The sequence below is a fragment of the Streptomyces sp. NPDC041191 genome (genome assembly GCF_055591945.1).
The window spans coordinates 54,231-74,253 of record NZ_JBVIZC010000004.1 but is presented as its reverse complement, the minus strand read 5'-3'; the positions used below and the strand labels follow the sequence as shown (position 1 = coordinate 74,253).

The 20,023-nt window shown below is 74.1% G+C and carries 20 protein-coding genes; 15 read left to right on the top strand and 5 right to left on the bottom strand.

Translation table 11 applies throughout. The annotated features are described in order from the left end of the window. Position 1: 1 nt before the first annotated feature. The 8 genes from ACZ6AQ_RS09170 (at position 2) to ACZ6AQ_RS09135 (ending at position 6,492) form a co-directional block, all read left to right on the top strand. Positions 2-1,045, top strand: coding sequence for an anthranilate phosphoribosyltransferase (locus ACZ6AQ_RS09170; RefSeq protein ID WP_468758664.1), 1,044 nt, complete (start codon positions 2-4; stop codon positions 1,043-1,045). Beyond that, the gene (gene trpA, locus ACZ6AQ_RS09165; RefSeq protein WP_468758663.1) at positions 1,038-1,877 is read left to right on the top strand and encodes a tryptophan synthase subunit alpha; all 840 of its coding nucleotides are present in this window, start codon (positions 1,038-1,040) and stop codon (positions 1,875-1,877) included. Before ACZ6AQ_RS09170 ends, trpA begins: the two co-directional genes overlap by 8 nt. 24 nt (positions 1,878-1,901) lie before the next feature. After that, positions 1,902-2,276: an ectoine synthase gene (locus ACZ6AQ_RS09160; RefSeq protein ID WP_388699420.1), complete on the top strand. Its 375-nt coding sequence runs from the start codon at positions 1,902-1,904 to the stop codon at positions 2,274-2,276. Then, positions 2,276-3,415, top strand: a complete 1,140-nt coding sequence (locus tag ACZ6AQ_RS09155) for an acyl-CoA dehydrogenase family protein (RefSeq protein WP_468758661.1) — start codon at positions 2,276-2,278, stop codon at positions 3,413-3,415. Before ACZ6AQ_RS09160 ends, ACZ6AQ_RS09155 begins: the two co-directional genes overlap by 1 nt. Before the next feature lie 33 nt (positions 3,416-3,448). Then, positions 3,449-4,153 (top strand): transglutaminase-like domain-containing protein, encoded by a 705-nt coding sequence (locus tag ACZ6AQ_RS09150; RefSeq protein ID WP_468758660.1) that lies wholly within the window; start codon positions 3,449-3,451, stop codon positions 4,151-4,153. After that, complete coding sequence (locus tag ACZ6AQ_RS09145; RefSeq protein WP_468758659.1) at positions 4,153-4,821, top strand: phosphoribosylanthranilate isomerase; 669 nt, start codon at positions 4,153-4,155, stop codon at positions 4,819-4,821. Before ACZ6AQ_RS09150 ends, ACZ6AQ_RS09145 begins: the two co-directional genes overlap by 1 nt. Further along, entirely contained in the window at positions 4,818-5,507 is a 690-nt protein-coding gene (locus ACZ6AQ_RS09140; RefSeq protein ID WP_468758658.1) for a beta/alpha barrel domain-containing protein, read from the top strand. Before ACZ6AQ_RS09145 ends, ACZ6AQ_RS09140 begins: the two co-directional genes overlap by 4 nt. Positions 5,508-5,631: 124 nt before the next feature. Further along, complete coding sequence (locus ACZ6AQ_RS09135) at positions 5,632-6,492, top strand: class I SAM-dependent methyltransferase (protein ID WP_468758657.1); 861 nt, start codon at positions 5,632-5,634, stop codon at positions 6,490-6,492. A 132-nt stretch (positions 6,493-6,624) separates the two neighbouring features. Here ACZ6AQ_RS09135 and ACZ6AQ_RS09130 read toward each other — a convergent pair whose 3' ends face one another. Continuing rightward, positions 6,625-7,389 (bottom strand): SDR family NAD(P)-dependent oxidoreductase, encoded by a 765-nt coding sequence (locus ACZ6AQ_RS09130; protein ID WP_468758656.1) that lies wholly within the window; start codon positions 7,387-7,389, stop codon positions 6,625-6,627. Positions 7,390-7,397: 8 nt separating this feature from the next. After that, complete coding sequence (locus ACZ6AQ_RS09125; RefSeq protein ID WP_468758654.1) at positions 7,398-8,474, bottom strand: serine hydrolase domain-containing protein; 1,077 nt, start codon at positions 8,472-8,474, stop codon at positions 7,398-7,400. A gap of 186 nt (positions 8,475-8,660) precedes the next feature. Between ACZ6AQ_RS09125 and ACZ6AQ_RS09120 the strand changes: the two genes are divergently transcribed. Beyond that, on the top strand, positions 8,661-9,080 hold the full coding sequence (locus ACZ6AQ_RS09120) for a nuclear transport factor 2 family protein (RefSeq protein WP_468758653.1): 420 nt from the start codon (positions 8,661-8,663) through the stop codon (positions 9,078-9,080). 100 nt (positions 9,081-9,180) lie between these two features. After that, a complete protein-coding gene (locus ACZ6AQ_RS09115; RefSeq protein ID WP_468758651.1) occupies positions 9,181-10,131 on the top strand; it encodes an MBL fold metallo-hydrolase in 951 nt (316 codons plus the stop codon). Positions 10,132-10,182: 51 nt separating this feature from the next. Here ACZ6AQ_RS09115 and ACZ6AQ_RS09110 read toward each other — a convergent pair whose 3' ends face one another. After that, a complete protein-coding gene (locus ACZ6AQ_RS09110) occupies positions 10,183-11,232 on the bottom strand; it encodes a Gfo/Idh/MocA family protein (protein WP_468758650.1) in 1,050 nt (349 codons plus the stop codon). Here ACZ6AQ_RS09110 and ACZ6AQ_RS09105 point away from each other — a divergent pair. Beyond that, positions 11,231-12,832 (top strand): NDP-hexose 2,3-dehydratase family protein, encoded by a 1,602-nt coding sequence (locus tag ACZ6AQ_RS09105; RefSeq protein WP_468758648.1) that lies wholly within the window; start codon positions 11,231-11,233, stop codon positions 12,830-12,832. The two genes, ACZ6AQ_RS09110 and ACZ6AQ_RS09105, sit on opposite strands and share 2 nt — an antisense overlap. On the opposite strand, the gene ACZ6AQ_RS09100 is transcribed toward ACZ6AQ_RS09105, so the two are convergent. After that, a complete protein-coding gene (locus tag ACZ6AQ_RS09100) occupies positions 12,823-13,461 on the bottom strand; it encodes a dTDP-4-dehydrorhamnose 3,5-epimerase family protein (RefSeq protein WP_468758646.1) in 639 nt (212 codons plus the stop codon). The two genes, ACZ6AQ_RS09105 and ACZ6AQ_RS09100, sit on opposite strands and share 10 nt — an antisense overlap. Positions 13,462-13,664: 203 nt before the next feature. Here ACZ6AQ_RS09100 and ACZ6AQ_RS09095 point away from each other — a divergent pair, with 203 nt between their 5' ends. Together ACZ6AQ_RS09095 and ACZ6AQ_RS09090 are read left to right on the top strand one after the other, a co-directional pair. Beyond that, positions 13,665-15,326, top strand: coding sequence for an FAD-binding oxidoreductase (locus ACZ6AQ_RS09095; RefSeq protein ID WP_468758645.1), 1,662 nt, complete (start codon positions 13,665-13,667; stop codon positions 15,324-15,326). Further along, a complete protein-coding gene (locus tag ACZ6AQ_RS09090) occupies positions 15,323-16,645 on the top strand; it encodes an activator-dependent family glycosyltransferase (RefSeq protein WP_468758644.1) in 1,323 nt (440 codons plus the stop codon). The genes ACZ6AQ_RS09095 and ACZ6AQ_RS09090 overlap by 4 nt, the downstream gene beginning before the upstream one ends. Here the strand turns inward: ACZ6AQ_RS09090 and ACZ6AQ_RS09085 are convergent. After that, complete coding sequence (locus tag ACZ6AQ_RS09085; RefSeq protein WP_468758643.1) at positions 16,594-17,364, bottom strand: SDR family NAD(P)-dependent oxidoreductase; 771 nt, start codon at positions 17,362-17,364, stop codon at positions 16,594-16,596. The two genes, ACZ6AQ_RS09090 and ACZ6AQ_RS09085, sit on opposite strands and share 52 nt — an antisense overlap. A 184-nt stretch (positions 17,365-17,548) precedes the next feature. Between ACZ6AQ_RS09085 and ACZ6AQ_RS09080 the strand changes: the two genes are divergently transcribed. Continuing rightward, the gene (locus ACZ6AQ_RS09080) at positions 17,549-19,036 is read left to right on the top strand and encodes an MFS transporter (protein WP_468758641.1); all 1,488 of its coding nucleotides are present in this window, start codon (positions 17,549-17,551) and stop codon (positions 19,034-19,036) included. A gap of 18 nt (positions 19,037-19,054) precedes the next feature. Beyond that, a complete protein-coding gene (locus ACZ6AQ_RS09075; protein ID WP_468758639.1) occupies positions 19,055-20,020 on the top strand; it encodes a DMT family transporter in 966 nt (321 codons plus the stop codon). Positions 20,021-20,023 lie beyond the last annotated feature (3 nt).

Genomic DNA, 20,023 nt, shown 5'->3' with positions numbered 1-20,023 from the left:
CATGCACGAGGCCGTCGTCTCGCTCATCGGCCGCGACCACCCCGTGGAACTGCCGGTCTGGCGGTCGTTCTGGGACCGGCTGCACGCCGGTGGCCTGCTCCGTGGTGAAGCCGCGGCCCTCCTCGCCTCGCTGTCCACCCGGATGCCCGACCGCGTCACCCTGCACGGACTCCTGGAGTCCCTGGACGAGCGCCGGCCGCCCCGCCCCGCCGCCCCCTTCGCCGGCGCCGTCAACATCGTCGGCACCGGCGGCGGCCCGGCCACCTTCAACATCTCCACCGCGGCCGCCCTCGTCGCCGCTGCCATGGGCGTCCGCGTCGTCAAGACCGGCTCGCGGGCCTACACGAGCCGCTTCGGCTCCATCGACCTGCTCACCCGGCTCGGCATCACCCCGACCACCTCGTACGAGCACACCCGGGCGGTCCTCGACCACTGCGGCATCGCCTTCGCCGGGTTCTTCGTCTACCCGCGGGAGATCTCCCTCCTCGCCCGGGCGGTGACGCCGCTGGACATCCGCCGGCTGGGTCCCTTCGTCAACACGCTCGGCCCCTTCCTCGCCGACATGCCGGTCGCCGCCCAGGTGACGGGCGTCTCCAGGCCCCGGCACCTGGAGGCGCTGGGCCACGCCGCCGAACACGTCTCGCGCACCACCGGCCGGTCCGTCTGGCTGGCCGCCAACGAAACCGGCGCCGACGAACTGCTCGGGTTCACCGCCAACACGGTCCGGGCCTACGAGGACGGCGCCGGAAGCGAGTTCGAACTGGCCCCCGGCGCGCTCGGACTGGGCACCGGCCGGCTGTCCGACCTCGCCGCGGCCGAGGGCGGCGCGGACCGCGGCGCCGAGCTGTTCCTCGACGTGCTCGCCGGGCGGTGCGGCCGGACGGCCCGCGAGACGGTCTGCCTCAACGCCGCGGCGCTCGCCGTGGCCGGCCGGCTGACGGGGGACTGGCACGAGGCGCTGGCGGCCGCCGACGCCGTGCTGCGGGACGGCTCGGCCCTCGCCCGGGTCGAGCGGCTGCGGTCCCTGGAGGCCGCGCATGCCTGACACCGCGCCGCCCGCGGCCCCGCCCCCCGGCATCCGCCCCGGCTTCTTCGCCGGGCGGCGCCCGGGGCGGCCGGGACTGGCGGTGTTCGCCAACGCCGGCGACCCGCCCCTCGCCGCACTGCCGGAACTCGCCGCGATGCTCGACGACCACGACGTCGACTGCCTGGAACTCGCCGTCCCGTTCCCCGGGTCCGCCACCGACGGACCGGTGATCCGCCGCTCCGCCGACCGCGCGCTGGCCGGCGGAACCACCCTGGAGTCCGTCCTCGACGCGGTCGCCGCCGTCCGGCCGTCCCTGCGCCGGCTGCGCGTCGCCCTGCTCGTGGACTGGAGCCACAGCGTCAGGGGCACCGACCTGGGGCACTTCGCGCGCTCCGTCGCCGGCGCCGGCTGCGACGCCCTGCTGCTGCACGGGCTGCCGCCCCGGCTCCGCGCCGCCCAGTACGCGGCCGCCCACGACGCCGGACTGCCGCTCGTCACCACCTGCTACGCGGTCTCCGACCCGCGGACCGTCGCCGAGGCCGCCCGGCACGCCTCCGCCTACGTCTACCTGGTCGCCCACTACGGCCGCAGCGGCACGCGCGCGACGGCCGCCCCGGACCGCCTGGCCGCCGCGCTCACCGCGCTGCGCGCCGGGACCACCTCCCCGGTCGCGGTCGGCTTCGGCGTCCGCACCCGGGCCGATGTCGCCGCGCTGGAGGACCTCGGCGCGGACGCGGCGGTCGTCGGCAGCGCCGGCGTCGCCCGCATCGAACACGCCCTCTCCCAAGGGCGCGACCCCGTAGGGGAGTTCGCCTCCTTCGTACGGGAACTGCGCCGCCCGCATCCCTGAACACCCCACGAAAGGAAGTCCACCATGATCGTCCGCAAGCTCGAAGACGTGCGCTGCGTCGACTGGGGCAACGGCGTCAGCCGCCGGTTCCTCACCGCCGCCGACGGCCTGGGCTACACCGTCACCGACACCATCGTGCGGGCCGGCACCAAGTCCCGCCTGGAATACCGCCGCCACCTGGAAGCCTGCTACTGCGTCGAGGGCAGCGGAGAGGTCGTGGACACCGAAGGCGACTCGTACCCCATCACGCCGGGCACCCTCTACGCCCTCGACCAGCACGACGCGCACTGGCTGATCGCCAGCCCGCACGAGGACCTGCGCCTGGTCTGCGTCTTCTCCCCGGCCCTGCGCGGCGACGAGGTGCACAACCTCGACTCCCCCGAGTTCTCCCAGTACTGATGACCTCCTGGACCGACGACCAGCGGCGGCTGCGCGAGGGACTGCGGCCGCTGCTGGGCAGGATCAGCGAAGGGCACGTCGAGCGCGACGCCCGGGCGCTCTTCCCCCGGGAACAGTGGGACCTGCTGCGCGCCACGGGCATCCTCGGCCTGCCCTTCGAGGAGCGCTGGGGAGGACTCGGCCAGGACCTGGTGACCACCATGTACGTCCTGGAGGGCCTCGGACAGGGCTGCCGCGACGCCGGGCTGAACTTCTCCGTGACCAGCCACGTCGTCAGCACCGGCGTCCCGCTGCAGAGGTTCGGCTCGGAGGAGCTGAAGGAGCGCCACCTGCCGCGCCTGTGCTCCGGCGAACTCATCGGCGCGCACGCCATCAGCGAGCCGGACAGCGGTTCGGACGCCCTGGCCATGCGCACCCGGGCGGTCCGCGACGGCGACTCCTACGTCCTCAACGGCAGCAAGGCGTTCGTCAGCAACGGGCCGGTGGCCGACCTGATCACCGTCTACGCCCGGACCAGCGACCGCCCCGGCCCGCTGAGCATCACCGCGTTCCTGGTGGACCGCGACACCCCCGGCCTGACGGTCGGCACGCCGGTCGCCAAGATGGGGCTGCGCACCTCGCCGCTGAGCGAAGTGTTCTTCACCGACTGCCGCGTCCCCGCCTCACGGGTGATCGGCCGTCCGGGCGGCGGCTTCCTCGTCCTGGACCACGTGATGCGCTGGGAGGTCCTCTGCTCCTTCGCCGTCAACGCGGGGGAGATGCGCGACCGCGTCGAACGGTGCGTCCGGTACGCCCGCGACCGCGTCCAGTTCGGCAAACCCATCGGCTCCTACCAGGCCGTCTCCCACAAGATCGTGGACATGGAGATCGGCGTGGAGACCGCCCGCCACTGGCTGTTCTCCGCCGCCCGCAAGCTCGTCGCCGGCGAGAACGCCGCCAAGGACGTGGCCATCGCCAAGCTCGTCACCAGCGAGGCGAACCTCGCCTCGGCGCTCGCCGCCGTACAGATCTTCGGCGGCAACGGCTACATGGCCGAACACGGCATCGAGAAGGAGCTGCGCAACGCGGTCGGCGGAACCATCTACTCCGGCACCTCCGAGATCCAGCGCAACCGCCTCGCCTCGATGCTCGACCTGTGAAACCCGGCACCGAAAGAAACGGACGACGCCACCATGAAACCCCCTTCCGGATCCGCCGCCGTGGCCACCGGGGACCTGGCCGCGACCGAGTTCATCGACCACGAGAGCCCCGAGGTCCGCGCCTTCGTCCGCGACGCCGTCCCGGCGGACGCCACCACCCCCACCGAGCGGGCGGTGGCGCTGTACTACGCCGTCCGCGACGGCATCCGCTACGAGGTGTACGGGGCGGACCTGTCCCGCGAGGGACTGCGCGCGAGCCGGGTGGCGACCGGCGGCTCCGGCATGTGCCTGCACAAGTCGGTGCTGTACACCGCCGGTCTGCGCTCGCTGGGGGTCCCCGCCCGCCTGGTCCTCACCGACGTGCGCAACCACCTCGCCTCCGCCCGGCTCAAGCAGCTGATCGGCGGTGACGTGTTCCACCAGCACGCCCTGACCGCCGTGCACCTGGAGGGCCGCTGGGTGAAGGCGACCCCCGTCTTCAACCGGACGCTGTGCCGGCTGTACCGGATGGCCCCGCTGGAGTTCGACGGCACGGCCGACAGCCTCTTCCACCCCTTCGACGAGCGGGGGCGGCAGCAGATGGAGTTCCTGCGCTTCCACGGCGAGTTCGACGACCTGCCCTACGACTGGGTCATCGCCGACCTGCGGGCCGCGCACCCGGGACTGTTCCAGGACGGGACCCCCCGTTTCGCCGGCGGCTCCCTCGTCCGGGACGCCCACGACACGGCGACGGCCTGATGCTCGTCAAGGTCTGCGGTGCGACCACCGCGGAGGAGGTCAGGGCCGTCGCCGGGGCCGGCGCGGACCTCGTCGGCCTGTGGCACGGCGTACCCGGCGGGCACGCGGACCTGTCCGCCGGCCGGCTGGCCGCGCTGGCCGCCGAGGCCCGGACCACCGGCCGGCTGCGGTCCGTACTGGTCACCTTCGGCTCCGACCCCTCGGCCCTGGCCCGGACCGCCACCGCCGTCGGCACCGACTGGATCCAGCTCCACGGATACCAGCCGCCCGCCGTGGTCCGGGCCCTGCGGGCGGAACTCCCCGGGCGGACGCGCGTCGTCAAGGTGCTGCACGTCCGCGACGGCGCCTGCCCGGAGGCCGGCCTGATCGGAGCCTACGAACGGGCCGGCACCGACCTGTTCCTGCTGGACGCCGTCACCACCGACGGGCGGGTCGGCAGCACCGGCCACACCCTGGACGACCGCACGGTGACCGCCCTGGCCGACCGGACGACACGCTCCTTCCTGCTCGCGGGCGGCCTGCGCCACGCCAACCGGGACCGGTTCGGCGCGACCCTCGCGCACCCCGGCTTCCTCGGCATCGACGTGGACTCCGCCGCCCGGGGCGACGCCGGCCTGCTCGACGGGGCACGGACGGCGGACCTCGTCCACGCCTGGAAGGCGTCATGACCCCGACCTTCGCCGAAGCGCTCACCTCCGCCGACCGCCCCCTGATCATGGAGGTCAAGCGACAGGACGCCGACGGCAACGACCTGCTGGGCGGCCGGTCGGTGGCCGAGGTCGTCGCCCTCTACGAGGAGGCGGGCGCGCCCTGCGTCTCGGTGGTCACCGGACACTGGTTCGGCGGCACCGAGGAACTGCTCGCCGAGGTCGCCGCGCTCACCGACCTGCCCCTGCTGCGCAAGGACTTCGTCACCGGCCGCGGCCAGCTCGCCCGCACCCGCGAACTCGGCGCCTCGGCGGTGCTGCTGACCGCGAAGCTGCTGCCCGCGGGCGTCCTCGCCCGGCTGGCCGCGCAGGCCCTGGAGCTCGGGCTGACCCCCTTCGTGGAGGTCGCCGACGAGGCGGAGGCCGCCGCGGTGCCGCCCGGACCCCACTGCGTCGTCGCCGTGAACAACAAGGACATCGCCACCCGCGAACGGTTCCCGGGGGACGGGGACCGCAGCACGGACCTGCTGCCCGCCGTCCTGCGGACCGGTACCCGCTGCGCGGTGAGCGCCAGCGGCATCGCCGACCCCGACCGGGCCGCCCTGCTCCTGGACGCCGGTTTCCAGGGCCTGCTGATCGGCACCGGCCTGCTCCGCGCGCCCAGCCCGGCGGCGTGGTGCGCACGGCTGGACGAGGCCCGCGCCTGACCCGGCACCGGCCGCGCCTCGACGGGCGCTCCAGCGCGCCCCGTGGCGCGGTCCGCAGGATGGGGCCGGCAGCGGTTCCCCACCCACGCACGCCCCACCCCACCACGAGAAGACGGAGTCGAATGTGGACAGCGCGCTGTACAAGACGAAAGTGACCGACGCCTTCAACGAGGCCGCCGCGACCTACGACCGGCTGGGCGTGGAGTTCTTCACGCCGATGGGCCGCAGGCTGGTGGAGCTGGCCGATCCGCGACCGGGCCTGCGGGTCCTGGACGTCGGCTGCGGCCTCGGCGCCACCCTGCTGCCCGCCGCCGCGCGGATCGGTCCGGAGGGCACCGCGCTGGGCATCGACATCGCGGAGGCGATGATCGAGGAGGCCGGCCGGGAGGCCGGCCGCCAGGGCATCCGCAACGTCGACCTGCGCGTGATGGACGGCGAGCACCCCGACCTGCCGGCCCGCTCCTTCGACCTGGTGCTCGGCAGCTACAGCGTGATCTTCCTGCCGGACGCCCGGGCGGCCCTCGCCCGTTACGCCGGGCTGCTGCGCGACGGCGGCCGGATCGCCTTCACCAGCCCCGTCTTCACCCGCGACACCTTCCCCTTCCTGCCCCCGATGTTCACCGAGCTGATCCCGATGTCCCTGCTGGAGTACCTGCCGGCGGCCTGGCACCCGGAGCAGCTCCACCGGCAGCTGCACTCCTGGCTGGAGGAGCCCGCGGACCTCACGGCCGCCCTGGAGAAGGCCGGCTTCACGGACGTGCGGATCACCGACGAGAACGTCCGGATGACCGCGGTGTCCGGCGAGGCGTGGGTGGACTGGTCGCACACGCAGGGCATGCGGCTGCTGTGGCAGCACCTGCCCGGGGAGGAGGCCGCCGCCCTGCGCGCGCGGCTCGTCACCGCCCTCGACGCCCTGCGCGAGGACGGTGGCCCCGTCCGCATCGACGTGCCCGTCCGCTACGTGACGGCCACCGTCGCCCGCTGAACACCGAGGAAGGCGGCACCCCGGGTCTCCGGGGTGCCGCCTTCCTCGTCGCCGGCCGGGGGACCGGCGCGTACGGCACCGCGCCCGGCCGGGTCGTCCCGGCCGGGCGCGGTGGGTGCGTCGCCGGCGGCCTCAGGTCACCGACAGGGCGCCGTCCACGGCCAGGACGGTGCCGTTGGCGTACGCCGCCTCGGGGGACGCCAGCTGCACGATCCACCAGGCGATCTCCTCGGGACGGCCCACCCGGCCGGCCGGGATGCGTCCGGCCATCTGCTCCAGGAAGCCCCGGTAGGCGTCCTCGGGCATCCCGGCCCGCACGCCGACGCCGGTGTCCACGACGCCGGGCGCGATGCCCACGGAGCGGATGCCGCGCGGGGCCAGTTCCACCGCCCAGGTGCGGGTGAGGAAGTCCAGCGCCACCTTGGTCATGCCGTACACGGAGTTCTCCGGCCAGGCCCGGCGGCCCAGCGAACCGGCCGAGCTGACGTTGACCACCACGCCCCGGGTCTCCTCCAGGGCGTCCAGGGCGGCCTGGGCGAGGAAGACCGGGGCCAGCAGGTTCGTGCCGAGCTGGGCCCGGACCGTGTCCCGCTCCAGGCCGTCGAGGGTGGCGAACCCGGTGACGGCGGCGTTGTTGACCAGGACGTCGAGCCGGCCGAACTCCTCCAGCGCCCGCCGCACGATCAGCCCCGGCGCGTCCTCGTCGTGGACGTCCGCGGTCATCGTCCGGATCCGCTCGTGGCCCGCCGCGGTCTCCTTCAGGTTCGCCGCGGTCCGGCCGACGACCAGGACCCGGGCGCCGTCCTCGGCGAACGCGCGGGCGGTCGCGGCACCGATCCCGGTGCCGCCGCCGGTGACGACGACGGCCCTGTCACCGGAAGGCGTCGCCCGTGTCATCGCCGGCCTCAGGAGCACAGGGCGACGTTGACGCCGCGGATGACGGCCTGCTCGGCCTCCGGGCCGAAGTCCTTGTCGCCGATGGTGAACGACAGCTGGACGCGGGCCGACAGGTCGCGGGTGGTGGCCGCGAGGGTGGCGTAGCCGGGGATGCCGGCGCCGTGGCCCCACAGGTCGAGGTCGTCGTCGTTCTGCAGCTTCATGATGCCCAGGCCGTAGCCGATGCCCATCGGGAGGTTCTCGATCATCTCCGGGGGCAGCGGCGTGGTCATCTCGGCGAACTCCGGCTCGTTCAGCAGCTTTCCGGAGAACAGGGCCGAGAAGAAGGTGTCCAGGTCGCGGGTGGTGGAGATGATCTCGCCCGCGCAGCCGGCCTCGGACGGGTTCATCAGCGTGACGTCCACCGCCTCGCCGCCGATCTGCATGTAGCCGCGGGCGTGCGGGCCGGGGAGGTTCGGGTCGTCGCCCGGCAGCACCGTCTCCTTCAGCTCCAGCGGCTCCAGCACCCGCTCGGTGATCTCCGTGCGGTAGGAGCGGCCGGTGATCTTCTCGATCAGCAGGCCGATGATGAAGTAGTTGGTGTTGCAGTACGCGAACTTGGTGCCCGGCTCGAACTCCAGCGGCTTGGCCGCGGCGATGGCGATCAGGTCCGTCGGCTCGTAGTGCTTGTAGCGGTCGCGCAGGAACCGGTCGCCCGGCTTCTGGAACGAGTCCGAGTAGTTGTACAGGCCGCTGGTGTGCTGCATCAGGTTGCGGATGGTGATCTTCTCGCCGTACGGCAGCAGGCCGGGCAGGTGGCTCTCCACGGTGTCGTCGAGGGCGAGCTTCCCCTCGGCGACCAGCTGGAGCACCACCACCGCCACGAACGGCTTGGTGATGCAGGAGATCCGGAAGCGGCCGTCGGCCGGCACCGGCCGGTCGGTGCCCAGCTCGGCGATGCCCGAGGTCACGACGAACGCCTCGTCGCCGCGGGCGACCCGGAACTGGACACCCGCCGCACCCGCCTCGACGAGGCGGTCCGCCGCGCCCTGCACGGCCTTCCGAAGAGCCGAAACCGCCGGCTGGCCGACCGTTGTCTGCGTCATTTCGCGAAACCCCCATCGGGTAGCAGTCGTTGCACGTCCGGTCGAGCCTCTCCGGGCCCCGTGGAGGTACACCGGAGCCTCGTTGGAGCCGGGACGACACGCGGAACGGACGACCCCTCTTTCGGTTGCGCAGCGTGTACGGTCGGTCACTCTAGTAAAAGTTGACCAGCACGCTGGAGGCGTACTGTGACCCTTCCCGTCGACACCGGCTACGCCCCGACCGCGGAGGACCGCGCCTCCCTGGAGGCATGGTTCGCGGAGTACGACTCCCACTGCACCGCCTGCCGGATCGAGGACATGGCCGACATGGCCGTCTTCCCGCTCAACCTCGTCAGCGACGACTCCCGGGGCCACGGCCGTTCCGCGCAGTGGGACCGGCGGCAGTTCGTCGAGACCATGAAGCACGTCATGGGGGAGGGGGTCTCCTTCTCCTCCACCCGCACCCCCGTCTTCCTCTCCGCGGCGATGGCGGTGGTCTTCACCGACTGCGTCATGACCGTGGACGGCGAGGAGCAGCGCACGCACTACGCGGACGTCCTCATCAGGAAGGACGGCACCTGGGCCTTCCAGACCATGATCCAGGGCGGCTGGGGCGACCAGCTCTGACCCCGGCCGGCCCGCCGCTCCTCAGCGGACCTTCGACCGCGCTGCGAGCGGCCCCGGACAGACTCGGCACGTCCGCCGCACCCGTGTGAGGAGACCGGCCGTGCCGTCACGTACCACCACCCCCGTCACCACCCCCGCGCCACCACCCGCACGGGCGGCCGAGATGGCCGACGGCGTCCACGCCTTCGTCCAGCCGCCCGGCGGATGGTGCCTGAACAACGCCGGCGTGATCGTCTCCGAGGGGCAGAGCGTCCTCGTCGACACCGTCGCCACCGAATCCCGGGCCCGCGCCCTGCGCGAGGCGGCGCTGCGCCTGAACCCGGCCCCCCCGAAGGCCGTCGTCAACAGCCACTTCCACGGCGACCACGCCTTCGGCAACTTCCTCTTCCCCGAGGCGCTGGTCATCGGCCACGAGCGCACCCGGTCGGAGATGATCGCCGCCGGCCTGCACCTGACGGGCCTGTGGCCCGACGTGGAGTGGGGAGCCGTCGAACTGGTGCCGCCGGCCGTCACCTACCGGGACGCCCTCACCCTCCACGTCGGCTCGGTCCGCGCCGAGGTGATGCACATGGGGCCGCGCGCCCACACCTCCAACGACTCCGTGGTGTGGCTGCCCGAACAGCGGGTCCTGTTCGCCGGGGACCTGGTGATGTCGGGAGTGACCCCGTTCTGCCTGATGGGATCGATCGAGGGCTCCCTGGCGGTCCTGGAGCGGCTCCGCGCCCTCGGCGCGACCACGATCGTCCCCGGCCACGGCCCGGTCTCCGGCCCCGAGGTCCTCGACACCGTGGAGGGCTACCTGCGGCTGGTCCTGGAGCTGGCCGGGCGGGGCCGCGCCGCCGGCCTCACCCCGATCGAGACCGCCCGGGAGGCCGACCTCGGACCGTACGCCGAACTCCTCGACCCCGAACGCCTGGTCCCCAACCTGCACCGCGCCTTCGCGGAACTGGCGGGCACCGGCGCCGCGGAACCGCTGCCGATGTCCGTCATGGAGACGGCGCTGCGCGAGATGACCGAGTACAACGGCGGCCTTCCCCGCTGCCTCGCCTGAGGCCCCGCGCGCGGCGCGCGGCGGGCGGCGTACGGCGCGCGGCCCGCCGGCTCAGCCGCGCGGGACGCCCCACGGGGCCGCCGCCCGCCGGATCCGCTCGATCAGGTCCGCCTGGGCCAGCAGCTCCGCCTCGTCGCCCGCGCCGGACCGCCGGCCGTGCACGGCGGCGGCGAACGCGGTGAGGGACGCCGCCGCCTGGTCCTCGGCCGGCAGGGTCACCGTCTCGGTGCCCGAGGCCCGTTCGACGAGCAGCCGGGGGCGGTGGTCGGCGGCCGGGGTGAACGCCCGGTCCACGGTGATCCGCCCCTCGCTGCCCCACAGTTCGTAGCGCGACCGGTAGGCGTGCTCCATGCCGAAGGTGAGTTGCGCGCCGACGCCGTCGGCCCGGCGCAGCAGCGCGGCGCCGGAGGTCTCCACCCGCCGCCCCGGCGCGGCCGACAGCACCGCGCCGGCCACGTCGAGCTCCGTGCCGAGCAGGTGCACCGCGGCCCGCACCGGGTACAGGCCGATGTCGGCGAGGCAGCCGCCGCCCAGCTCCGGGTCGTAACGGATGTCCCCCTCCGCGGGCGCGGGCACCGTGAACGCGGCGTGCAGCGCGCGCGGTTCCCCGATCGCCCCGTCGGCCAGCAGCCGGCGCACCACGGCGTGCTGGCCGTGGTGGACGAACATCGTGTTCTCGCGCAGCACCAGGCCGAGGGTCCGGGCCCGCTCCAGGAGCGCGCGGGTCCGCGCCGCGTCCGTCGTCAGCGGCTTCTCGGCCAGGACGTGCTTGCCGGCCTCCAGGGCCGCCTCCGCCCACTCGGCGTGCAGCGCGGCCGGCAGCGGCAGGTACACGGCGTCCAGCGAGGGATCGGCGAGCAGCTCCGCGTACCCGGTGACCGGCCGGGCACCGTAGGGCGCCGCGGTGTCCCGGGCCCGCCCGGCCGACCGGCTGGCGACGGCCCGGAGCTCCACGCCGCCGTGGGCGGCCATCGCGGGCAGCATCCGGCGGCGCGCGAACTCGGCGCAGCCGAGCACGCCCAGGCGCAGCACCGGGCCGGGGGCCCGCTCCGCCCCGGGCGCGGGCGGCGCGGCGGGAACCCCGTCGGGGGGAACAGGCATGTCCGTACTCCACTCGTCCTCGGCCGGACCCGAACGGGCCCACGGTGTCCGGGGCGGCTCGATCCCGGCTCGATCCCGGATCGAGAAGGGGGCGAGCGGCGTCGGCGAGGCTGCTGGCGGCCGCCGCGGCTGTCGCGGCCGACCCGACGAGAGGGCCCGCATGTTCTCCGGCACGACGGAATTCCACCGCTGGTTCGAACAGGTCTGCGAGGCGCAGGCGTGCGAGGTGACGAGGGTCCCGCTGGACCGGCTGGACGGCTGGGTGACGGAGGAGGGGACCGGGAACCTGGTCCACCGCAGCGGCCGGTTCTTCTCCGTCCAGGGACTCGACGTCACGCGTTCGGGCCGCGCCGTGGACGCCTGGCGGCAGCCGATCCTCGTCCAGCCGGAACAGGGCGTCCTCGGCATCCTGGTCAAGGAGTTCGGCGGAGTCCCGCACTGCCTGCTCCAGGCGAAGATGGAGCCGGGCAACGCCGTCCCGGTCCAGCTCTCGCCGACCGTCCAGGCCACCCGGAGCAACTACACCGGGGTGCACGGCGGACGCCCGGTGCCCTACCTCGACCACTTCCTCGCGCCGGGCCGGGGCCGGGTCCTCTCCGACGCCCTGCAGTCCGAACAGGCGGCCTGGTTCCTCGCCAAGCGCAACCGCAACATGATCGTCCTCACCGACGAGGACGTCCCCGTCCTGGAGGAGTTCTGCTGGCTCTCCTTCGACCAGATCGCCGAACTGCTCCAGACCGACGACCTGATCAACATGGACACGCGCACGGTGCTCTCCGGCGCCGTCGGCCTGCGCCCGCCCGGCGGGTCCTCCCGCCCCGCACCCGACCCCGACTCGTTCCACGGCGCGCTGGCCGCCTCGTGGGAACCGCAGGGCCGGCGTCTGCACGACACCACCACGCTGCTGCGGCACCTGGCACTGGCCAAGGAGCGCTGCACCCTCACCCGCCGGCCCGTCCCCCTGGCGGAGACCACGAAGTGGTCGATGCGCGACGGGGTCATCGCCCATGACGAGGGCCGCCACTTCACCGTCCTCGGCGTACGGGTGGAGGAGTCCCGCCGCGAGGTGCCCGGCTGGTCCCAGCCCATGTTCATGCCGAACAGCCAGGGCGTGGCGGCCTTCCTGGCGAAACGGGTGGACGGGGTGCTGCACCTGCTCGTGCAGGCGCGCGTGGAGACCGGGGCGCTGGCCCGCGTCGAACTGGCCCCGACCGTGCAGTGCCAGCCCGCCGACTACGCCCCCGGCGCGCGGGACGGCGGGGGCCCCGCGCCCCGCCTGGAGTTCCTGGACGAGGTGCTGTCCGCCCGGCCCGACCGGATCCGGTTCGACACCGTGCAGTCCGAGGAGGGCGGGCGCTTCTACCACGCCCGCATCCGCTACGCGCTCGTCGAGACGGACGAGGACTTCCCGCTCCGGGTGCCGCCGCAGTTCGCCTGGATGACCGTGCGCCAGCTCATCGGCTTCGTCCGGCACGGGAGCCACCTGAACGTGGAGGCGCGCACGCTCCTCGCCCTGCTCGGCTTCCTGCCCGCCGACCGGGCCGCCCCGGCCGCCGCCCGCACGGGACGGCCGGCCGGGACGGCCCCGGTTCACGCGTAGCCGTCGGTGACCGCCAGGCAGTCCTCGTACCGGGGGAGCAGGCCCAGCTTCCGGGCCTCGGCCAGCCCGACGGCACCGGCGTCCCGCTCCGAGAGGGTCGGCACGAGGCCCTCGGGCCACGGCAGGGCGAGGTCCGGGTCGAACGGGTCGAGGGACTGCTCCAGCCCCGGCCGGTAGGGGGACGACACCAGGTAGGACATCACCGTGTCGTCCTCCAGGGCCAGGAACGCGTGCCCCACCCCGACCGGCAGATAGACGGAGCGGAAGGACTCCGTGTCCATCTCCACCGTGTCCCAGGCGCCGAAGGTGGGGGAGCCCAGCCGCAGGTCGATCACGAAATCCGTCGCCCGGCCCCGCGCGCAGTGCACGTACTTCGCCTGGCCGGGCGGGGTGGTGGTGAAGTGCACCCCGCGCAGCACCCCCCGCGCCGACCGGTTGTGGTTCGTCTGCACGACGGGCATCGGGTGGCCCACGGTCCGGGCGAACTCCTCGCCCTGGAGCGGGGAGGTGAAGATCCCCCGCCCGTCGCGGTGCACCCGCGGCGTGAACACGAAGGCCCCCTCGACCGCCAGCGCCCGCGCGCTGATCGGGGCGGCGGGGTCCGGCGCGGTGCGTCCATCGGTCTTCATCCGGTCTCCTGGCAGGGAACGTGTGACATGGCTACGACCCGCCACAGTCTGGGGAACCCCTCTCGAGCCGTGGTCGACACGGCCCCCGGGCCCGGCGGCTCCAGCGGTACCCGAGCCGTACTGCGGCCGTTGCCCCGAGCATCGGCGGCAGTACGCGGGCGGGGTGAGCGCCCCACCGGAACAGCCACCGAGAAAGGTGAACGATGACCGTTCCCAGCCGCCGGAGCTTCGTCTCCGGCACTCTCACGGCGGGCGCCACCGCCGGGCTCGCCGCCGTCGGCATCGTCCCCGCCCACGCCCAGGACGCCCCCGCCCCCGGGACACCCCCCGCCTCCGGGGGCGGGGGGACGCTCATCACGCCCGACGACCCGCGGTACGCCTCCCTGTCGACGCGCGGCAGCAACAAGAGGTTCACCGCGCGACCGGACGCCTTCCGGCTCGTCACCACCACCGCGGAAGCGGTGCGCGCGGTCGGCGACGCCGTCCGCGCGGGCAGGCGGATCGCGGTCCGCAGCGGGGCCCACTGCTACGAGAACGTCGCCGGCGACCCGGCCGTCCGCCTCGTCCTCGACCTCGGCCGGATGGACGCCGTCACCTACGACGCCCGCCGCCGCGCCTTCATGGTCGAGGCCGGCGCCCAGCTGATGGACGTGTACAAGAAGCTCTACTACGGGTGGGGCGTCGTCCTGCCCGGCGGCACCAGCGCCACCGTGGGCATGGGCGGCCACGTCGCCGGCGGCGGCTACGGCGCGCTCTCACGCGCCCTCGGCCTCGCCTCGGACCACCTGTACGCCGTCGAGGTGGTCGTCGTCGACGCCGCCGGCCGGGCCCGCGCGGTCGTCGCGACCCGGGAGCGCACGGACCCCCACCGCGACCTGTGGTGGGCCCACACCGGAGGCGGCGGCGGCAACTTCGGCCTCGTCACCCGCTACTGGTTCCGCTCGCCCGACGCCCCCTGCCACTGCGCGGACCCGTCCCGGCTGCTGCCCCGCCCGCCCGGCGAGATCCTGGCCGGCATGGTCCGCTTCCCCCGCGAGGGCATGGACCGGGCGGCGTACCGCCGTCTGGTCCGCAACCACGGCCGCTGGCACGAGCAGCACAGCGACGCCGACTCCCCGTACGCCGGGCTGTACAGCGGACTGGTCTTCTACGGGCGCCCCGAGACCGGCGACCCCGGCCCGGCGGCCAACTGCTACGCCTACATGGACGGCACCCGGCCGGACGCCGAACGCCTGCTCCGGGACTACCTCCACGCCGTCGCCGACGGCGTGGGCGGTTCCTCCCAGACCTCCGGCATCAGCGCCAAGCCCTGGATCGAGGCCGCCGAGTACCTGGCCGGCGCCCAGGACAGCGACGTCGGCCGCCACAAGCTCAAGTCGGCGTACCTGCGCCGCGGTCACGACGACGCCCAGGCCGACGTCCTCTACAGGTACCTCAACAGCACCGGCAACCGGCACGACTTCGCCAACGTGACCTTCCAGTCCTACGGCGGCCGGATCAACACGGTCGCGGACGGTGCCACCGCCTCCCCGCACCGCGACTCGGTCATCAAGGCGATCTACATGAACACCTGGCAGGACCCCGCCGCTGACCCCGAGGCCGTCGACTGGCTGCGCCGGATGTACCGCGACTTGTTCGCGTCGACCGGAGGCGTCCCGGTGCCGGGCCGCCGCGACACCGACGGCTGCTACATCAACTACTCCGACATCGACACGGCCGACCCGCGGTGGAACACCTCCGGAGTGCCCTGGCACCGCCTCTACTACAAGGACGCCTACCCCCGGCTCCAGCGGATCAAGGCCGCCTGGGACCCCCGCGACGTCTTCAGCCACGCGCTGTCCATCAGGGCGGAGCACGCCCGATGAAGGTGCTGTTCGTCTCCTTCCCGCACAACACCCACTACTTCTCGATGGTGCCGCTGGCCTCCGCGCTGCGGACCGCCGGCCACGAGGTGCGGGTGGCGAGCCACCCCGACCTGACCGACCAGATCACCGCGGCGGGCCTGACCGCCGTGCCCGTCGGCGTCACCGACTGGTACGTCAACGACCCGTGGGCGCCCGACCTCCTCGGCCAGATCCTCGAAGAGGGCTCCGGACTCGTGCAGGGCTTCGACTTCACCGGTGAGGACCGCTCCCGGTGGACCCACGAGTCGCTGCTCGCCCTCGAAGCCGTCGCGGTGCCCGCCCTGTACGCCTCGGTGAGCAACGACCCGATGCTCGACGACCTGGTGGCCTACGCCCGGCACTGGCGCCCCGACCTGGTCGTCTGGGAGCAGCACACCTTCGCCGGCGCCGTCGTCGCCCGCGCCGCGGGAGCCGCGCACGCCCGCCTGCTGCACGGCATGGACATCACCGTCCGGGCCCGGCAGGAGTTCCTCCGCCTGAACGCGGAGCTGCCGCCCGGGACCGCCCAGGACCCCACCGCGGAGTGGCTGGGCCGGGTGATGGACCGGTACGAGCCCGGCCTCGGCTTCGACGAGGAGATGGTCACCGGCCAGTGGACCGTGGACGTCACCCCGCCCGGCTCCCGCTTCGACCTCGGCCTGCCCACGGTCGGCGTGCGCTACGTCCCGCACAACGGCGCCTCCGTGGTGCCGGACTGGCTGCGGGCACCGGCCGAACGCCCCCGGGTCTGCCTGACCCTGGGGGTCTCCGGCGAGATCGACCACGCCACCTTCTCCTTCGCCTCGGCCCTCGACGCGCTCGCCGACGTGGACGCCGAGATCGTCGCCACCCTCGGCGCGCAGGCCCGCGAGGGCCTCGGCACCCTCCCCGCCAACGTCCGCCCGGTCGACTTCGTACCGCTCAACGACCTGCTGCCCACCTGCGCGGCCGTCGTCCACCACGGCGGCATCGGCACCCGCTCCACGGCCGAACTCCACGGCGTGCCGCAGATCCTGCTCCCCTACGGATGGGACACGGTCGCCAAGGCCCGCCGGGTGGAGGAGCTGGGGTACGGGCTGTGCCTGCCCGCCCACGAACTGACCGTGGACGGGCTGCGCGCCGCGGTCCTGCGGCTGCTTGAGGAGCCCTCCTTCGCCGAGGCGGCCGCGAAGGTGCGCGCCGAGGTCCTCGCCGAGCCGACGCCGAACGACGTCGTACCGGTCCTGGAGCGGATGGCGGCCTCGGCCCGTCAGACGACCGAGGCGCCGCCGTCGACCGCCACCACCGTGCCGCTGGCGTAACCCGCCTCGGGCCGCGCCAGCCGGACGATCCACCACGCCACGTCCTCGGGGCGGCCCACCCGGCCCGAGGGCGTGCGGGCGGCCGCCTCCGCCTGGTGGCGGGCGATCTCCCCGGCGCTCCAGCCCATGCGCTCGCCGATCCCCGTGTCGGTCTCGCCCGGGGCGACGCCCACCGCGCGGATGCCGCGCGGCGCGAGCTCCACCGCCCAGGTGCGGACCAGGAAGTCCGTCGCGGCCTTGGTGGCGCCGTACACGGAGAGCCCGGGGAACGCCCTGCGGCCCAGTACGGCCGCGGTGCCCACGCACACCACCGTGCCGTCGGCGGCCGCCAGGGCGGGCACCGCCGCCCGCGTCAGGAACAGCGGCGCGAGGAGGTTCGTCTCCACCTGGGTCCGCACGCTCCCGGGGGTGAGGGACCCGGCCGGCTCGGGCAGCACGGCCGCGGCGTTGTGCACGAGCACGTCGATCCGGCCGGAGTGCTCCACCGCCGCCGCCACGATGCGCTCCGCGGCGTCCGGTGCCGTGATGTCGGCCGTCAGGGTCCGGACACCGGCGTGCCCGGCCGCCGTCTCCGCGAGGGTCCGGGCGGTGCGTCCCACGACCAGGACCTCGTCGCCGCCGGCGGCGAAGGCCCGCGCGGTCGCCCGCCCGATGCCCGTACCGCCGCCGGTGACGACGACCGTGCGCCGTGCCCTGTCACTGCTGGGTGAATGCGTCATGTCCGTGGACGCTAGCCACCCGCACTCGAAGGCGGCTCTAGCGCCCGTTGGGAAGGTGGCGGGGCCGAAAAGCGTCGGCCGGACCGTTCCCCCGCACGGCCGGTTTCCGGAGTCCCGGCACCCGCCCCACCCGCGCCCCGCCGATTCCGGTCGGTCCCCGTCGCATCCCCTCAGGAGGCAAGGCATGTCCGTGCACACGTCGGAACTCTCGGCGCCCCGGCCGTCACCGGTGGCACCCAGGCGCGGCGCGGCACGCGCGGGCACCGCCCTGGCCCTGCTCGCCGGCTGCAACGCGATGGTCCTGCTCGACGAGTCGATGGTGCAGATCGCCCTGCCCGGCATGAGCCGGGGCCTCGGCCTCGACCCCGTCGGCCTCGGCTGGGTCCTCAACGCCTATCTGCTGACCTTCGGCGGGCTGCTCCTGCTCGGCGGGCGCGCGGGAGACCTGCTGGGCCGCCGCAAGGTCTTCCTCGCCGGCGTCGCCCTGTTCACGGTGGCCGCCGCGCTGCGCGCCGCCGCCCCCTCCGGGGACCTCCTGATCGCCCTGCGGGCCCTGCAGGGCATCGGCTCCGCCCTCGCCGCGCCCAGCGCCCTGGCCCTGGTGCTGAGCATGTTCGGGGAGGAGACCGCGCGGAAGCGGGCGATCGCCCTCTACATGGCGGTCGGCGCCGCCAGCACCGCGGGCGGACTGCTGCTCGCGGGCACGCTCTCCTCGCTCAGCTCCTGGCGGTGGGTGCTGCTCCTGAACGTGCCGCTCGGCCTGCTGATCCTGCTGCTGACACCGCTGGTGATCGAGGAGACCCGGCCGAGCCGCGGCCGGTTCGACCTGACGGGCGCCCTGGTGTCCACCCTGGGGGCCGTCTCCCTGGTGTTCGGCCTGACCCGGGCCGCCGAGCACCCCTGGACGGACGTGACGGTCGCCGGCCCGGCCGCCGCCGGCGTGGTGCTGCTGTTCCTCTTCCTGGCCGTCGAACGGCGGGCCCGGCAACCCATCGTGGTGCTCCGGCTGTTCGGCGACCGCAACCGCGCGTGGGCGTTCGCGGGCACCTTCGCCGTCCAGGGCGCCCTGATCGGCACGGGCTTCTTCCTCGTGCAGTTCCTCCAGCTGTTCGCCGGCTACAGCCCCCTGCTCTCGGCCGTGGCCCTGACCCCGGTGGCCGCCGCGATGATCACCATGTCCGGCGCGGCGGTCTGGCTGGAGCGGCGGCTCGGGCCGCGCGGGCTGCTGCTGACCGGCGCGACGCTGCTGATCGCCTCCAACGCCTGGCTGTCCCGTCTGACCCCGGACTTCGGCTACGCGGGGGACGTCCTGCCGGCACTGCTGCTGTTCGGCTCCGGCATGGCCTTCTGCGTCGTCCCGTCCGCCATCCTCGCCACCTCCGGGCTGCACGACGACGAGGCGGGCGCCGCCTCCAGCGTGCACAGCGCGCTGCAGACGGTCGGCGCCTCGCTGGGACTCGCGGTCCTGGTGACCGTCGGCACCCACGCCGGCCGCGGCGCCGAGCAGGCACTGCCGGCCGGGACCCCGCCCGAGCAGGCCATGGGCCACGTCTTCGTGGAGAGCATGTCGGCCAGCTTCCTCGCCGGCGCCGGTTTCGCCGCGGCCGCCCTCCTCGTCGCCGTGTTCATCCGTCCTCCCGGTGCCGCCGCCGCGCGCACCTCCACCCCGTGACAGACAGGAGAAACAGTCGTGCGGTTCGGTTCCGTGGCACGTTTCGGCATCGTCGGCCTGATGTGGGGCCTCAGTTACTTCTGGATCAAGATCGTCTTCCAGGGCCTGAACTCGGCCCAGTTCAGCTTCTTCCGGATCCTGGTCGGCGCCGTGGCCATGCTCGGCGTGCTCCTCCTCAGCGGTACGCGGCTGCCCCGCCGCCCCTCCGTCTGGGGTCTGCTGGTCCTCATCGCCTTCCTGGCCAACGCGCTGCCCGTCCTGCTGGTCGAGCTGGTGGACGACGCCCTGGGCGCCGACGCGGGCATGGTCTCGGTGTTCAACGCGAGCGTGCCGCTGTGCGTCGTCCTGCTCCACCTGGTGCGCCGCCGCACCGGCCGCGTCCCGGTCACCCTGACGGCGGGCCTGCTGGTCGGCTTCGCCGGCGTCCTCGTCCTGTACGCGCCCTGGAACGCGGGCGCCCAGTGGTTCTCGGCGGCCGCGGCCGTCAACGCCGTCGCGGCGCTGGCCTACGGCTGGTCCATGCTGCTGATGGAGAAGCTGATGAAGCCGGTCGCCGAGGACGGCCAGGACATGCACCCCGTGGTGCTGGCCACCTCGCAGGCGGTCATCGGCGTGGGCTGGGCCGCGATCAACCTGCCCAACGGCGGCTTCGACCGCGCCCCGCAGTTCTCCGCGGCCGTCGTCGGGGCCCTCCTCGTGCTCGGGGTCCTCAACACCGGCCTGGTGTACATGTGCTTCGCCTGGCTGATCCGCGACGAGGGCGCGGCCAGGGCCTCCAGCGTGCTGTACGTCGTGCCCGTGGTGCTCACCCTGGGCACGGTCCTGCTGGAGAACCACCGGCTCACCGGGCGCGAGGTGCTCGGCATGGCGATCATCCTGGCCGGCGTGGTGCTCGCCCGGATCCCGCGGCGCGGCGCCACCGGCCCGGCCACGGGCGTCCGCCCGGCACGGCCCGTGGCCGAGCCGACCACCGCGGCCCGCTGACCC